Annotated in this window: 16 protein-coding genes; 12 read left to right on the forward strand and 4 right to left on the reverse strand. The window is 67.0% G+C overall.

Features of this window, described 5'->3' with window-relative positions:
• From P0Y52_05705 to P0Y52_05735, 7 genes are all read left to right on the forward strand, one after another.
• Nucleotides 1-1,047 carry an enoyl-CoA hydratase/isomerase family protein gene (locus P0Y52_05705; GenBank protein ID WEK59446.1) on the forward strand — a complete coding sequence of 349 codons (1,047 nt, stop codon included), beginning with the start codon at nt 1-3 and terminating at the stop codon, nt 1,045-1,047.
• 60 nt (nt 1,048-1,107) lie between these two features.
• Nucleotides 1,108-2,478, forward strand: a complete 1,371-nt coding sequence (locus P0Y52_05710; GenBank protein WEK59038.1) for a 3-deoxy-7-phosphoheptulonate synthase class II — start codon at nt 1,108-1,110, stop codon at nt 2,476-2,478.
• On the forward strand, nt 2,475-3,047 hold the full coding sequence (locus P0Y52_05715) for a prephenate dehydratase domain-containing protein (protein ID WEK59039.1): 573 nt from the start codon (nt 2,475-2,477) through the stop codon (nt 3,045-3,047). Before P0Y52_05710 ends, P0Y52_05715 begins: the two co-directional genes overlap by 4 nt.
• 284 nt (nt 3,048-3,331) lie before the next feature.
• Nucleotides 3,332-4,093, forward strand: coding sequence for a chorismate mutase (locus tag P0Y52_05720; GenBank protein ID WEK59040.1), 762 nt, complete (start codon nt 3,332-3,334; stop codon nt 4,091-4,093).
• Between the two features lie 71 nt (nt 4,094-4,164).
• Complete coding sequence (locus P0Y52_05725; protein WEK59041.1) at nt 4,165-4,806, forward strand: SPOR domain-containing protein; 642 nt, start codon at nt 4,165-4,167, stop codon at nt 4,804-4,806.
• A 96-nt stretch (nt 4,807-4,902) separates the two neighbouring features.
• Nucleotides 4,903-5,751 carry a division plane positioning ATPase MipZ gene (locus tag P0Y52_05730; GenBank protein WEK59042.1) on the forward strand — a complete coding sequence of 283 codons (849 nt, stop codon included), beginning with the start codon at nt 4,903-4,905 and terminating at the stop codon, nt 5,749-5,751.
• A gap of 7 nt (nt 5,752-5,758) precedes the next feature.
• Nucleotides 5,759-6,187 (forward strand): molecular chaperone DnaJ, encoded by a 429-nt coding sequence (locus P0Y52_05735; protein WEK59043.1) that lies wholly within the window; start codon nt 5,759-5,761, stop codon nt 6,185-6,187.
• A gap of 162 nt (nt 6,188-6,349) precedes the next feature.
• On the opposite strand, the gene cobS is transcribed toward P0Y52_05735, so the two are convergent.
• Genes cobS through P0Y52_05750 form a run of 3 tightly spaced genes read right to left on the reverse strand, consistent with a single transcriptional unit; the run spans nt 6,350 to nt 8,907 of the window.
• Nucleotides 6,350-7,354 (reverse strand): cobaltochelatase subunit CobS, encoded by a 1,005-nt coding sequence (cobS, locus tag P0Y52_05740; protein WEK59044.1) that lies wholly within the window; start codon nt 7,352-7,354, stop codon nt 6,350-6,352.
• Nucleotides 7,355-7,364: 10 nt separating this feature from the next.
• The gene (locus P0Y52_05745; GenBank protein ID WEK59045.1) at nt 7,365-8,474 is read right to left on the reverse strand and encodes an FAD-dependent monooxygenase; all 1,110 of its coding nucleotides are present in this window, start codon (nt 8,472-8,474) and stop codon (nt 7,365-7,367) included.
• Between the two features lie 4 nt (nt 8,475-8,478).
• Entirely contained in the window at nt 8,479-8,907 is a 429-nt protein-coding gene (locus P0Y52_05750; protein WEK59046.1) for an organic hydroperoxide resistance protein, read from the reverse strand.
• Nucleotides 8,908-9,038: 131 nt separating this feature from the next.
• Here P0Y52_05750 and P0Y52_05755 point away from each other — a divergent pair, with 131 nt between their 5' ends.
• Nucleotides 9,039-9,302: a hypothetical protein gene (locus tag P0Y52_05755; GenBank protein WEK59047.1), complete on the forward strand. Its 264-nt coding sequence runs from the start codon at nt 9,039-9,041 to the stop codon at nt 9,300-9,302.
• Here P0Y52_05755 and P0Y52_05760 read toward each other — a convergent pair.
• The gene (locus P0Y52_05760) at nt 9,262-9,933 is read right to left on the reverse strand and encodes a J domain-containing protein (GenBank protein ID WEK59048.1); all 672 of its coding nucleotides are present in this window, start codon (nt 9,931-9,933) and stop codon (nt 9,262-9,264) included. The genes P0Y52_05755 and P0Y52_05760 overlap by 41 nt on opposite strands.
• Nucleotides 9,934-9,978: 45 nt before the next feature.
• On the opposite strand from P0Y52_05760, the gene P0Y52_05765 reads away from it, so the two are divergent.
• The 4 genes from P0Y52_05765 to P0Y52_05780 all read left to right on the forward strand — a co-directional run bounded on the left by P0Y52_05765 (nt 9,979) and on the right by P0Y52_05780 (nt 14,263).
• Entirely contained in the window at nt 9,979-10,281 is a 303-nt protein-coding gene (locus P0Y52_05765; protein WEK59049.1) for a BolA family transcriptional regulator, read from the forward strand.
• A 101-nt stretch (nt 10,282-10,382) separates the two neighbouring features.
• On the forward strand, nt 10,383-12,194 hold the full coding sequence (locus P0Y52_05770; protein ID WEK59050.1) for an ATP-binding protein: 1,812 nt from the start codon (nt 10,383-10,385) through the stop codon (nt 12,192-12,194).
• 125 nt (nt 12,195-12,319) lie between these two features.
• Nucleotides 12,320-13,243: a mechanosensitive ion channel family protein gene (locus P0Y52_05775; protein WEK59051.1), complete on the forward strand. Its 924-nt coding sequence runs from the start codon at nt 12,320-12,322 to the stop codon at nt 13,241-13,243.
• A gap of 3 nt (nt 13,244-13,246) precedes the next feature.
• A complete protein-coding gene (locus P0Y52_05780) occupies nt 13,247-14,263 on the forward strand; it encodes a beta-eliminating lyase-related protein (protein ID WEK59052.1) in 1,017 nt (338 codons plus the stop codon).
• The last annotated feature ends 34 nt before the right edge of the window (nt 14,264-14,297 follow it).

Raw genomic sequence — 14,297 nt, forward strand, 5'->3', positions numbered from 1 at the left:
ATGGCCGAAGCTGAAGTCATCACCCGCGTCGACAACGGCGTCGGTCGCATCACCCTGAACCGGCCCAAGGCGATCCATGCCCTGAACCGGGCGATGTGCGAGGCGATGACCGAGGCGCTGCTGAGTTGGCGCGACGACGAGGCTGTGCGCTCGGTGCTGATCGACCATGCGGGCGAGCGCGGCTTCTGCGCCGGGGGCGACATTCGCATGATCGCCGAGAGCGGGGCGGGGGATGCGTCGGAGGCGAAGGCCTTCTTCAAGACCGAGTATCGGCTGAACCATCTGATGTTCGAATATCCCAAGCCGATCGCGGCCATCGTCGACGGCATCGTCATGGGCGGCGGCGTGGGCATCAGCGAGCCGGCGGATGTGCGCATCGCCACCGAGCGGACCACCTACGCCATGCCTGAGACGGGCATCGGCCTGTTCCCCGATGTGGGCGGGGGCTGGTTCCTGTCGCGTCTGCCGGGACAGACGGGCGTCTGGCTGGCGCTGACGGGGGCGCGGCTGAAGGCGGCGGATACGGTGGCCCTGGGCATCCACACCCATTTCGTCGAGAGCGGCGCGACGGCGGCCTTGAAGGACGAACTTCTCGCCCATCCGGCTGATCCCAAGGCCGTGGCCGACCGCGTGGCGGGCGAGGCCGGGCCGGCGCCGCTGGATGCGCACCGCGAGGCCATCGACCGGCTGTTCGCCTTCGATACGGTCGAGGAGATCTTCGCCGCGCTGGAGGCCGATGGGTCGGAATGGGCGCTGGCGCAGTTGAAGACGCTGAAGACCAAGTCGCCGCAGTCGCTGAAGGTGTCGCTTCGTCAGATCCGCATCGGCGCGACTCTCGCGTCGTTCGCCGACAACATGGCGATGGAATACGCCCTGGGCGGTCGGGTGGTGCGCACCCATGATTTCCAGGAAGGCGTCCGCGCCGTCATCGTCGACAAGGACAATGCGCCGAAGTGGTCGCCCGCCGACCTTTCGGGCGTCAGCGACGCGACGTTGGACGCCCTGTTTGCGCCTCTGCCCGCAGACGAGGCCTGGTCGCCGCTCTGAAAACGTCGCTGCGGCGCAACATTTGTTGTTCCAAGTCGCCTTGAGGGCTATCTAGGCGGCATGAGTACGCGCTGGACCCCTGAATCCTGGAGAAACAAGCCCGTCGTGCATATGCCGACGGACTATCCTGACATGGCCGAACTGGCCCGTGTCGAAGACGAGCTGCGGGCCATGCCGCCCCTGGTCTTTGCTGGCGAAGCCCGCAAACTGACCCAGCATCTCGCACAGGTGGAGGCGGGCGACGCCTTCCTCCTTCAAGGGGGCGACTGCGCCGAGAGCTTCAAGGAGTTCTCGACCGACAACATTCGCGACACCTTCCGCCTGATCCTGCAGATGGCGGTTGTCCTGACCTTCGCCGGGCGCAAGCCGGTGGTGAAGGTCGGCCGCATCGCTGGTCAGTTCGCCAAGCCGCGATCATCGCCGCTGGAGGAAATCGGCGGCGTCGAGCTGCCGTCCTATCGCGGCGACATCATCAACGGCATGGGCTTCACGCCGGAAGAGCGCGTGCCCGATCCGCAGCGCCTGCTGAAGGCCTATAACCAGTCGGCCTCGACGCTGAACCTGCTGCGCGCCTTCGCCGGCGGCGGCTATGCCGATCTGTACAACATCCACCGCTGGACGCTCGGCTTCGCCGACAATGGCGCGGGCGCGGCCTATCGCGAGCTGGCCGACAAGATCACCGAGGCCCTGGCCTTCATGGAGGCGGTCGGCGTCACGCCGGAAACGCATCCTGACCTGTCGCGCGTCGAGGTGTTCACCAGTCACGAAGCCCTGCTGCTGAACGTCGAGAGCGCCCTGACGCGCCTGGAAGGCTCGTCAGGCGAGTGGTTCGACACCTCGGCCCACATGCTGTGGATCGGCGAGCGCACCCGTCAGCTGGACGGCGCGCATATCGAGTTCATGCGCGGCATCTCGAACCCCATCGGCGTCAAGTGCGGGCCGACCATGACGGCGGAAGACATCCTGCCGCTGATCGACGCCCTGAACCCGAACAATATTCCAGGCCGTCTGACCCTGATCGGCCGCTTTGGCCACGACAAGGTCGGCGATCGTCTGCCGGCCCTGATGCGGGCGGTGAAGGCCGAGGGCAAGCGCGTCATCTGGTCGATCGACCCGATGCACGGCAATACGCTGAAGGCCGCCAACGGCTACAAGACCCGGCCGTTCGACCGCGTCATGGGCGAGGTCCGCACCTTCATCGATGTGGCTGAGGCCGAGGGCGTCCACCCCGGCGGCGTCCACCTGGAGATGACCGGCCAGAACGTCACCGAATGCATCGGCGGCGCCCAGGCGGTGACTGAGGACGAGCTGTCGAGCCGTTATCACACCCACTGCGACCCGCGCCTGAACGCGGATCAGTCGCTGGAGCTGGCCTTCCTTGTGGCTGAACGCCTCAAGGCCGGGCGTCAGGCGCGCGCCGAGGCCGCGTGACCTCGGCAGCCGAAAACGAAGGGTCGGGCCGCGTCGCCTATCAGGGCGCGCCCGGCGCCTTCAGCCATGAAGCCTGCCTCGACCTGCGCCCGTGGGACGAGGCGGTCGGCTTCGAGACCTTTCAGGGAGCCATTGAGGCCCTGCTGTCCGGCGACTGCCAGTTCGCGCTGATTCCGGTCGAGAACTCGACCATCGGCGTGGTTGAGCCCGCCGCAAGCCTGGTGCGGGAGGCGGGTTTGACGGAGGTCAGCGAAGCCTGGCGGCCGATCCGCCTGGCCTTGATGGCCCTGCCGGAAGCGCGGCTGGCGGACATCAGGACAGCCGAGAGCCACCCAGTCGCCTTGCAGCAATGCTCGAAGGCGTTGGGCGAGATGAAGATCGCCTCGGTCGAGGTGTTTGACACCGGCGGCGCCGCCGCTGCGGTGGCTGAAGCGGGCGATCTGACCCGCGCGGCGGTGGCGCCCGCGCGCGCCGCGGAGGTCTATGGACTGTCGGTTCTGCGCAACGATTTGCAGGATTTCAGCGACAATCGGACGCGATTTGTCCTGCTTAGCTCTCCCAAGGCTTGACCGCGCATAGAGTTTGCGCGCTTAAGAGGGGATCGGATCGACCCTGATCCTGAAACCGGACCGGATTCATGTCCTCGCTGCGCGCACAACTGACCCTTGAAACCACCACGCGCGCGGTGGCCGGCTTTTATTTTGGCTACGGCTATTACGGCTTTCGATACGCCGGCTGAGGCGTCGAGTTTTTCCAAACTCTGACTGTCTCACCGGCGACCGCTCTGACGCAGAGCGGCGACGCGATCACACGCATCCCCCCATCGAAATTCGAATGCTGAAAGCCCAATCCCATGCCCAATTCCAATATCCAGCAAGTCTGGCCCGCTGACCAAGCCGAACTGTCGCCCGAGCAGAAGGCGCTGGCCGCCCTGCGCACCGAGATCGACAGCCTGGACGACCAGATCCTTGAGTTGTTCGAGCGCCGCCTGGCTATTGCCGCCCAGGTGGGCAAGGCCAAGGACGCGCCGACCGGCCCGCACACCAAGCTGCGTCCCGACCGTGAACAGGCCGTACAGGCGCGCGTCCTGAAGCAGTGCGAACCTGAAAACCGCGAGGCGGTCGAGCACCTGTGGCGCGAGATCGTCGGCTGGGGTTTGGCCCGTCAGGGTCGGTTGCAGGTCCACGTCTGGGCCCCCATCGACCCGGCCAAGGCCGTGGACGGCGCCCGTCTGCGCTTCGGGGCCGCCGCCGACATCAAGCTGGTCCGCGATCCGCAGGCCGCGCTGGCGCACGCCGCCGAAGGTCATGGCGTCGCGGTGCTGTCGATCAACACCGACGACGCCTGGTGGATGGGTCTGCGTCGCGAATGGTCGATGTTGAGCGTTTTCGACGGCTACGGCGGCGACACCCCGACCTCTCTGGCCGTGGGCAAGATCGATCCGCCGGCCCTGCCGACGGGCCGCCGCGTGGTGGTGACGGTCGGCGGCGACGCCGGCGACGGCTCGGGCGCGCGCCGCTGGGGCCTGAACACCAACCACGGCTGGACCCTGGCCCTGACCGACGCCGACGTGGCGCCGGGCGACGTGGAAGGCTGCGTCGGCGCCATCGGCTGAAGGCGAGGGCTTAACGCGCGTTAAGCCTGTTCCTCAACCCTGTCTCAAAAGACTGCGTTCAGCATGGCGGCATGAACGCTTCCGTCATCCTGCGGCTCGGATCGGTCGGCGCCCTCGCGGCGCTGCTGTCCGGCTGTGGCATGGCGGAGGCCGATCCGCATCGGCTCGAAGGCGTGGCGGATCAGATCGCGGCCATTCCTCTGACAAGCCAGGCTGAGCCAGTGAGGGCAACTGCCGCTTCGCGCAAGGTCGATGAGCCGGCGCGGCGTCCGCTGAAGGTCGAGCTTCTGACGCCGCATCAGCTATGGGACGCCCGCGACGGGCTGACGAGCAAGGCGGCGGCTGTCCTGCCGGCCATGCCCTCCGTGTTCATCGACCCTGAAGCGCCGCCCGCTGTGCAGGCGGCGCAGCAACAGCAGGCCGCCAAGCCCGCGCGGCCGCAGGCGGTCGCCTCGCCTTCGAACGCCGTGCTGATCCAGCTCGGCGCCTACGCCAGTCAAGCTTCGGCCCAGGCGGCATGGGAGCGTCTGGGGCAGGGCAGCCAAGGCCTGAGCCCGGTGTTCGAGCCGGTCGAGGTTCAAGGTCGGCGCCTGGTTCGGCTGAAGGTCCGGGCCGGTTCGGCCCAGGCCAAGGCGCTGTGCGAGCGTGCGGCGGCGTCCGATCCCTGGTGCGTCCGGGCCGCAGAGGCGGCGTCGTCCACAGGCGCGGCTTAAGGTTTCGTTGACGACTGACGCCCTTGGCCCGATCTAGGGCGTCTGGGATGGGGAGCGCACCTATGAGTCGCGCCCGTCGAAACAACGGAACACAAAATGGCGCAGCCTCAGGTCATCGTCATCGGCAATGAAAAGGGCGGGGCGGGCAAGTCCACCCTGGCCATTCACATCGTCACCGGCCTGCTGCACGCGGGTAAGAAGGTCGCCATCATCGACCTGGACCTGCGCCAGCGCTCCATGGAGCGGTTCTTCTCGAACCGCGCCGTCTGGACCGCGGCCAACGGCCACAACCTGCCCCTGCCGATCGTGCCCGACATGGGCGACGGCAAGGCGCTGGCCAAGGCCGACGAGGCCGAGCAACTGGCGCGCTTCGACGCGGCCTATGCCGAGGCGCAGGGCGTGGCCGACATCATCCTGATCGATACCCCCGGCGGCGATACGGCCCTGTCGCGTGCCGCCCATGGTCGCGCCGACCAGATCGTCACGCCGATGAACGACAGCTTCGTCGACTTCGACCTGCTGGGCGAGGTCGATCCGGTGACGCTGGATCTGCTCAAGCCGTCCATCTACTCCGAGAGCGTCTGGGAGGCGCGCAAGCACCGCGCCATCAACGAGGGCCGTCAGGTGTCGATCGACTGGATCGTCGTCACCAACCGTCTGGCCGTGGCCGAGGCGCGCAACCGTCGCCGTCTGGAGGAGAAGATGAAGAAGCTGGCCAAGCGCGTCGGCTTCCGCGTCGGGCCGGGTCTTCGCGACCGGGTCATCTATCGCGAGCTGTTCCCGTTCGGCCTGACGGTCGCCGACCTGTCGAACGACATCCGCCCGGTTTCGGTGTCGCTGGCCCACGTCGCGGCGCGTCAGGAGATGCGCAACCTGATGCAGGCCATGGGTCTGGAAGACGCGGCGGGCGGATCGCTGGCTCCGCTGGACGCGGCGGCGGCCTGATCGTCGCATGGGCCTGATCTGGCTGGGGCTGGCCGCCGTGGCGGTCTGGGCGCTGGCCCGGCTGGGGCGTCAGACCGAGCGCGCCCGGCGCGGCCACTGGCGCATTTCCGCGACCATCCTCAGCACGGCCCTGTTCGCGGGGGCGGTTCTGGCTGCGTCGCGTGGGGTCTGGCTGGCGGCGATCGGGCTGGCGGGGGCGGGGCTGTGGCTGGCGGTTCAATCGCGGGTTCGCACCGTGCCGCCGCGTGCGCCGGGGGCTGAGCGGCTGACGGAAGCTGAGGCGCGGGCCATTCTCGGCGTTTCCCCTGACGCCACGCCTGAGGCGGTACAAGCTGCCTGGCGTCGGCTTATGGCGCGGGCGCATCCCGATCAGGGCGGGACTGAGGGGCTGGCGGCGCGGGTCAATGCGGCGCGGGATCGGCTGCTGAAGGGGTAGGGGCTTTCCTTCTCCCCTTGCGTGAGAAGGTGGCCCGCGCAAGCGGGTCGGATGAGGGGTCGCGCAGCGCTCAGAAGCGCGCACCCTCGTTAAATGTCGAGAAACCCCTCATCCGTCGGCCTGCGGCCGCCACCTTCTCCCGCAAGGGGAGAAGGAAGAGAGTTACCCCACCTTCACCCGCGTAGCGGCTTCGGGCAGGTCCTCGCCAAAGGCGCGTTGGTAGAACTCGGCGATGGTGGGGCGTTCCAGTTCGTCGCACTTGTTCAGGAAGGTCAGACGGAAGCTGAGGGCCAGGTCGCCGCCGAAGATGATGGCGTTCTGGGCCCAGGTGATGACCGTGCGGGGCGACATGACGGTCGAGATGTCGCCGTTCATGAAGGCGTTGCGGGTCATGTCGGCGACGCGGACCATGGCGGCGATGCGGCGCTTGCCCTCGGCGTCGTTCCACTCGGGGATCTTGGCGGCGACGATCTCGGCTTCGACGTCGTGGTCGAGGTAGTTCAGCGTCGTGACGATGTTCCAGCGGTCCATCTGACCCTGGTTGATCTGCTGGGTGCCGTGATAGAGGCCCGAGGTGTCGCCCAGGCCGATGGTGTTGGTGGTCGAGAACAGTCGGAACCAGCGGTTCGGGCGGATGACGCGGTTCTGATCCAGCAGGGTCAGGCGGCCCTGGGCCTCCAGCACGCGCTGGATCACGAACATGACGTCGGGACGGCCCGCGTCGTATTCGTCAAAGACCAGGGCGACCGGGCGTTGCAGCGACCAGGGCAGGATGCCCTCGCGGAACTCGGTGATCTGCTTGCCGTCCTTGAGGACGATGGCGTCCTTGCCGACCAGATCGATACGGCTGATGTGGCTGTCCAGATTGACGCGGACCAGAGGCCAGTTCAGGCGGGCGGCGACCTGCTCGATGTGGGTCGACTTGCCGGTGCCGTGATAGCCCTGAACCATGACGCGGCGGTCAAAGGCGAAGCCGGCGCAGATGGCCAGGGTCGTCTGCGGATCGAAGCGATAGCTCTCGTCGATCTCGGGCACATGACTGTCGCGCGTGTCGAAGGCGGGCACGACCATGTCGGAATCGACGCCGAACGCCTCCCTGACCGTCACCTTGCGGTGCGGCTCCAGCGTGACCAGGGGATCGGGCGAGGCGTCGAGGGGGGAGGTCATGACAGGTCGATTAGCGCAGCACGACCGGGTGGTCGAGACCCAGACCGATGCGGGCGACACGTTCGATCAGGAAGGGCAGGCGGGTGACGACAGGAATGGCGGCGCGGCGGGCCAGATCGGCCCCGGCGCCGGTGTTGCGCACGAAGCTGGTCAGGGCGCGGACGCGGCGCACCACGGCCTTGTCCACCGGACGACGCAGGCGGTCGTAGTCCTCGATTCGGTCGGTCTGGCCGCTGAGGAAATCGGCGGCGCAGTCGGTGAAGATGTAGGCGTCCTCAATCCCCAGGTTCAGGCCGCGCGCCCCAATAGGTGAATGAATGTGGGCGGCGTCTCCGCCCAGGGCGACGCGCCCCAGGCTCATGGCCGAGGCCATACGGTGCGAGATGTGAAAGTCCGAGCGCCAGAGCACGGCGCCGGCGCGCCAGCCCTCGGGCAGGTTGTCCAGCAGCGGCGGGCCGAAGCCGATCAGGCGGAAGCGCGTGCCAGAGTAGGGCAGGCAGACGAAGACGGCGTCGTCGCGGAAGTCGATCCAGGCCTCGTCGGCTGGCGGGCCGTCCAGCTCGACGTCGATCAACTGCCAGGGCTCGGCCCAGGCGTCGCCAGGAAAGCCGAGGTTTAGCGCCTTTCGCACGGTGGAATGGGCGCCGTCGGCGGCGAACAGCAGCGGCGTCCGCACGTGCTCGCCGGACGATAGGGTGGCGGTGACGGCCTCGGCGTCTTGCGACAGGCCGGTCAGGGCCAGGCCGCGTTCGACCGTGACGCCGCGCGCAGCCAGGGCCTCGGTCAGCAGGGCCTCGGTGCGGGCCTGGGGCAAGATGGACAGAGGGAAGCGGGCGCCAACGTCGATTTCGTCCAGATGGACCACGGCCAGGGTCTGGCCGTGACGATGGATATGCAGCCGGGCGGCGGTTCCGGCCTCGGCCAGGATGCGGGCGGTGACGCCGGTCGGTTCCAGCAGGTCGAGGGTGCGGGGATTGACGCCGAGCGCCTTTGACGTGGCGATGGGCGTCTCGGCGGCGTCGATCAGGCGAACAGGCACGCCGCGCCGGGACAGGAAGAGGGCCGCCGCCAGTCCCGTGGGACCGGCGCCGACGATCAGGACCTGGGGCGCGGCGCTCATGGCCTCAGCCGGCGCTCAACGTCACGTCGATATTGCCGCGCGTGGCGTTGGAATAGGGGCAGACCTGATGCGCCTTGTGGATCAGGTCCTCGATCACCGCCTGATCGAGGCCGTGGTCGGTGATGTGGAGCGTGACATCGAGGTTGAACCCCTCGCCGCGCGTGTTCTTGCCGAAGCCGACGCCGGCGGCGACCTTGGTGTCGGGGCCGACCGGGGTTCCGGCCTTGCCCGCGACCAGGCGCAGGGCGCCGAGGTAGCAGGCGGCGTATCCGGTGGCGAAGAGCTGTTCGGGATTGGTCCCATCGCCGCCCTTGCCGCCCATTTCAGTCGGGACGGACAGGTGAACGTCGATCTTGCCGTCATCGGTGGCGGAGCGGCCCTCGTCGCGGCCACCTCCCGATGCCGTGGCGTGGGCGCGGTAGAGAACTTCCATGAGGCGACTCCTTTGGTGATCGAAGGATTCGGATATGGGGCTCAGTCGTTCAGAAACAACGGTTCTGTGATTCGGGAGAACCACAAGGTGGTGTTAACAATTCGCTCACAACTTCCGTCGGGGAAGAGGCCATGCATACGAACGCGCAGTACTTCTGCTATGTTTATGACGCGACTGAAGGCACGCCTCAGATGTTCGCTCTGGACGCGGACAGTTGGCCGGAAGCCGTCAGCGAAACGCGCCGCGTCATGCTCGATGAGGCTGGCAGCGCCTTTGCCGAAATCTGGGACGGCGCGGGCGAGAGCGTCATGCGTATTGACGGTCCGCCCCAGGCCGGCGGCCTGCTGAGAAGCCTCAGGCGTGCCCGGCCTTTTTCAAGACTTTCCAAGCCTTGATGACGGCCTGAAGCTTGGCCTCGGCGCCACGGTCGCCGCCGTTGGTGTCCGGGTGGAAGCGTTTCAGCATCTCATGATAGCGGGCCTTGATGGCCGCCTTGTCCGCGCCGGGCTTGAGGCCCAGGTCGGCTAGGGCCCCAGCTTCGATCTTGCCGATGCGATGCACCTCGGCGGCGGCGGGGCCCGCCTGTTCCTGAGTGCGGCGACCGAACAGGCCGTAGCTGTCTCGCCACGATCCGGCGCCCTCCGTGGTCGCCCCGCCCATCTTGGCGGCGGCCGCTGCCGCTTCCCGCGTGTTCTTGCCGGCCTTCATCTCCCAGGTCGGGCGGCCGCCGGTCATGGCCTCGTTTTCCTGGGCGGCGCGGATCTGGCCTTCGCTCATGCCCGCGTAGAAGTTCCAGTTCTTGTTGTACTGGCCAGCGTGGCTCTGACAGAACTCGTAGAAATCGGCGAGTTGCTCGCGCGACTTCGGAGCCTTGGCGGTCGCGGGGCGGGTGCAGTCCGGCCATTCGCACGACTTCTCACCCTTCTTCCGATGCAGGACGTCGGCCTCGGCCTTTTCCTCATCGGGCTTGGGCGGCTTCACGCGAATGTCGGTGAAGCGGGGTTTGTATTCAAAGGACGCGGACATCGCCGTCAGTGTAAGCTCGATTTGGACAGCTTCAAGGAACGACCCATGTCAGACGGCCCGATTGCGACACTTATCCGCGAAAAACTGACCGCGGCCTTCGCCCCTCAGCGGATTGAGCTGGAAGACGACAGCTGGAAGCACGCCGGCCATCATCATGAGGGCGGCATGGACGCCAGAGACGGCGGCGAAAGCCATTTCCAGCTGACGATCGTGTCGGACGCCTTTGAAGGGCAGGCGCGCGTGGCGCGTCAGAGGGCGATCAACGCTGCCCTCAAGGAGGAACTGGCCGGGCCGGTTCACGCCCTGGCGGTGCGGGCCATGACCGTGTCCGAGGCCGCCGGCGCCTGATCTTGTTCCGTTTCGATACGTAAAAAAACCTATTCACCTCGTCTTAGAACCTTCAACCTAGCGTCCGCTCCGGACTTATTTGCAATGGCGGGGGCGTGCGAATGGTGGGAGATGGGATCAAGGGGCTGGACGGGCAGGCGCCCGGCGAGGCCGCACAGGCGCTGACCGCGATCCTGCAAACCCACTATCTGCGCTATCTGATCATCGTCAGTTGGGCTGTCGGCGTCGTCGCCACGGTCGGACTGGTTCCGGGGCTGATCTGGTTCGTCGCCACCCTGGCCGCCGGCGCCCTGCGCGGCGAGGTCGAAAAGCGCGTGAGTCAGCGCGTCGGCGCGGGCTGGGGCATGGTCTTCCCCGCCGTGGCGACCGTCACCACCGCCGTTTGGGCCGTGGCGCCGCTTCTGGCCTGGTTCTCGCCTTCCGCCTTTGGCCACGAGCTGGCCATTGCCCTGCTGGTGTCGGGCTATGTGCTGGTTTTCGCCCAGCTGCGCAGTTCGCCGCGTCAGGCGATCATGATTTCATCGCCCTATGGTGTGGCGGCGGCGATTATCGCCGTCAGCCTGGCCGGCGGGCCCTTGTTCTGGCCGTTCCTCGCCCTGGTGCCCTTCACGGCCGCCAGCCTGTTCGTGCTGGTGACGATGACGGTCCTGCGCGAAGACCGCATCCGCGCCTTCCAGGAGCATCAGGCCCACCTGATCGAGGAACTGGAAGCCGCGCGCGACAAGGCGGATGCGGCCAATGAGGCCAAGTCCAGCTTCCTGGGCGTGATTTCGCACGAACTGCGCACGCCGATGAATGGGGTGCTGGGCGCAGCCCAACTGCTGAGCGCCACCCGGCTGGAAGGGACGCAGCGCGAGTATCTGTCGATCATCCGCAACTCTGGCGACAACCTGCTCAGCCTGCTGAACGACATCCTCGACATGACCAAGATCGAAGCCGGCAAGATGAGCTTCGACATCGTGGACGTGGAGGTCGACGACCTGCACCGCCGGATCACGGGTCCGTTCGAGGCCCAGGCGGAGGCCAAGGGCTTGCGCCTGATCTCGACGCTTGAGGGCGAGATTCCGGCGGTTGTGCGCGGCGATCCGCTGCGGGTCTGCCAGGTGGTTCAGAACCTGCTGTCGAATGCCGTCAAATTCACGGATCAGGGCGAAATCCGCTACACCGTGCGCGGTCGCCGGATCTCGGATCGACGGGTCGGGTTCGAGTTTTCGGTCACGGACAGTGGTTCGGGGATTTCGCGCGAGGACCTGGATCGTCTGTTCCAGCCTTTCACCCAGGTCGACAATTCCTCGACGCGCCGATTTGGCGGAACGGGCCTGGGCCTCACCATCGCCCGTCGCATGGCGCACATCATGGGCGGCGACATCAGCGTGAGCTCGCGTCTGGGCGAAGGTTCGACCTTCACCCTGTCGATCGAGGGCGAGGTGGTGGAGTGGAGCCGCGCCGAGCCGGTCGAGATCATCGACGCCGATATCGACGGCGGCGATCGCATGGATGTGCTGGTGGTCGAGGATCACCCGGTCAACCGCATGATCCTGGAGGCCTGGATGGGGTCGGCGGGGCACCGCACCAGCACGGCGGAGAACGGCCAGCTGGCCGTTGATCTGGCCAAGAACCAGCGGTTCGACCTGATCATCATGGACGTGAACATGCCGGTCATGGACGGGCTGACGGCGACGCATATGATCCGCGAGGGCGGCGGCGTGAACGTCGATACGCCCATCGTCGTCCTGTCCGCCTCGGCGCGGATCGAGGATCACGAGGCGGGGCTGGCGGCAGGCGCAGACGCCTATCTCAACAAGCCGATTGATTTCCGCAGCCTTGCGGGGCTGATGGCCCAGGTGCCGGGCGGGCGGACGGCGCTGCGTCAATCGGTGGAAACGGTCGAGACGTCGGCGGTCGCCGCCTGAGCCTCGGCGGATCCGCGTCCGGGGCTGCACGCCGTCCATCAGTTTCATCGCGGATTGCGGGCTTTAGAGGAAAAGCCTGAGGCGCGGGGCTTCCATTCGCGGGGGCAGGCGCTAGACCCAAGGTCATGTCTTCCTTGCACGAAACCCTGACGCAGGCCGTCGTCGTCGGTGAGAAGCGCCTGACGCTCGACGCCGCCATTCTGGCCAAGCTGGCTGATATGGCGGGCGATCTGGCGATCAACCTGACCATTGCGGCGCTGATCTTTGTCGCCACCCTGTTCATCGCGCGCTGGGCGTCGGGCGTGACGCGGCGGGTGCTGGGACGTCTGCGCGCCTTCCGTCACGACCAGACCGTATTGAGTTTCGCCGCTCAGGTCGTGCGGGTGGTCGTCATCATCATCGGGCTGATCGCCGTGCTGCAACGTCTGGGGGTGCAGACGACCTCGATCATCGCGGTGCTCGGCGCCGCCTCGCTGGCGGTCGGCCTGGCCTTGCAGGGCACGCTGTCGAACGTGGCGGCGGGGGTCATGCTGCTGATGCTGCGGCCCTATCGCGTGGGCGAGGTGATCGATGTCGGCGGCGCCTCAGGCACGGTGCAGAAGTTGGACCTGTTCACCACCCAACTGACCAACGCCAACAACCACAAGATCGTCATTCCCAACTCCAAGGTCCTGAGCGACGTCATCATCAACCTGACGGGGCAGCGGACGCGGCGGATCGAGATCAAGTTCACCGTCGGCTACGGCGAGAACCTCAAGGACGCCTGCGACCTGCTGGCAGGCGTCGCGGCAGGCCATGACAAGGTGTTGAAGGACCCGACGCCCTGGACCGGCGTGACCGGCCTGCTGGACAGCTCGGTGCAGATCACCTTGCACGCCTGGGTCAAGGTCAACGACTGGTGGCAGACCCAGGCCGATCTGATGCAAGGCGGCAAGGAGGCGCTGGACGCCGCCGGAATCGAGATACCCTTCCCGCATCAGGTCGAGGTCCCGGCCAGGGACGCCCAATTCGCTCGCGTCGTCATGGCGCCGGCACAAGAGGAAGACTGACGCGTGCGTTACGATTTCGGATCAGACAATACGGCCGGAATGGCTCCTGCTGCGCTCGACGCCCTGGCTGCGGCCAATAGCGGGTTCGCGCGGGCCTATGGCGCCGACGAGACCACGGCGCGGGCCGCCGATATGATCCGTCAGCGTCTGGACGCCGACGCCGAGGTGCGCTTCGTCTTCAGCGGTACGGCGGCCAACGCCATCGCCGTCTCCATGCTGGCCCAGCCCTATGAGGCGGTATTGACGCACCATGCGGCCCATATCTGCACCGACGAGACGGGCGCACCGGGCTTCTTCGGCCAGGGCGTCGGCCTGATCGGCCTGCCGGGCTATTCGGGCAAGATCGACGGCCTGGCCCTGCGCGCTGCGCTGGACGAGCCGGTCGTCGGCCATCGCCAGCCAGCGGCGGCCCTGAGCCTGACCCAGGCCACCGAATACGGCGCCGTCTATTCCGAGGAAGAACTGCGTCATCTGATCGAACCGGCCAAGCAGGCGGGGCTGGGCGTCCATATGGACGGGGCGCGGCTGGCCAATGCCGCGGCCGCGGGGTTCGACCTGAAGGATATTCCGCGTCTGGGCGTGGACATCCTGGTGTTCGGCGGAGCCAAGGCGGGCGCGAACTGCGCCGAGGCTCTGGTCATCTTCAACAAGGCCCTGACCCGTCGGATCGACAACCGGCTGAAACAGGCTGGTCAGACGGCCTCGAAAGCCCGCTTCCTGGCGGCGCCGATCCTGGGGCTGTTGGAAGCGGGCGCCTGGGAAACCGGCGCTGCCCACGCCAACCTGATGGCGCAGAGGCTGGCTGACGGCATCGAGGCCCGGTCCCATTTCGTCCTGGCCCATCCGGTCGAGTCCAACGCCGTCTTCGTGCGGATGCCGGACGAGGCGCATCAGCGTCTGAACGCTCTGGGCTGGGCCTGCTACCAGTTCGACGATGGTTCGGTCCGCTTCGTCTGTTCCTGGGCCACGACCGAGGACGCGGTGGATGAACTGGTTGAAGCGATATCGAGCCTGAACTGAATGTCGGTTTCGCTCCGGCGCGGCGCCCCCCATA

The sequence above is a fragment of the Candidatus Brevundimonas phytovorans genome, assembly GCA_029203145.1.
Lineage (GTDB): Bacteria > Pseudomonadota > Alphaproteobacteria > Caulobacterales > Caulobacteraceae > Brevundimonas > Brevundimonas phytovorans.

Coding starts and splice junctions, on each gene's coding strand:
- P0Y52_05775 (WEK59051.1), top strand. CDS start 12,320: ATGTCTTCCTTGCACGAAACCCTGACGCAGGCCGTCGTCGTCGGTGAG.
- P0Y52_05710 (WEK59038.1), top strand. CDS start 1,108: ATGAGTACGCGCTGGACCCCTGAATCCTGGAGAAACAAGCCCGTCGTG.
- P0Y52_05745 (WEK59045.1), bottom strand. CDS start 8,474: ATGAGCGCCGCGCCCCAGGTCCTGATCGTCGGCGCCGGTCCCACGGGA.
- P0Y52_05735 (WEK59043.1), top strand. CDS start 5,759: ATGGGCCTGATCTGGCTGGGGCTGGCCGCCGTGGCGGTCTGGGCGCTG.
- P0Y52_05765 (WEK59049.1), top strand. CDS start 9,979: ATGTCAGACGGCCCGATTGCGACACTTATCCGCGAAAAACTGACCGCG.
- P0Y52_05720 (WEK59040.1), top strand. CDS start 3,332: ATGCCCAATTCCAATATCCAGCAAGTCTGGCCCGCTGACCAAGCCGAA.
- P0Y52_05755 (WEK59047.1), top strand. CDS start 9,039: ATGCATACGAACGCGCAGTACTTCTGCTATGTTTATGACGCGACTGAA.
- cobS (WEK59044.1), bottom strand. CDS start 7,354: ATGACCTCCCCCCTCGACGCCTCGCCCGATCCCCTGGTCACGCTGGAG.
- P0Y52_05760 (WEK59048.1), bottom strand. CDS start 9,933: ATGTCCGCGTCCTTTGAATACAAACCCCGCTTCACCGACATTCGCGTG.
- P0Y52_05730 (WEK59042.1), top strand. CDS start 4,903: ATGGCGCAGCCTCAGGTCATCGTCATCGGCAATGAAAAGGGCGGGGCG.
- P0Y52_05705 (WEK59446.1), top strand. CDS start 1: ATGGCCGAAGCTGAAGTCATCACCCGCGTCGACAACGGCGTCGGTCGC.
- P0Y52_05770 (WEK59050.1), top strand. CDS start 10,383: ATGGTGGGAGATGGGATCAAGGGGCTGGACGGGCAGGCGCCCGGCGAG.
- P0Y52_05725 (WEK59041.1), top strand. CDS start 4,165: ATGAACGCTTCCGTCATCCTGCGGCTCGGATCGGTCGGCGCCCTCGCG.
- P0Y52_05750 (WEK59046.1), bottom strand. CDS start 8,907: ATGGAAGTTCTCTACCGCGCCCACGCCACGGCATCGGGAGGTGGCCGC.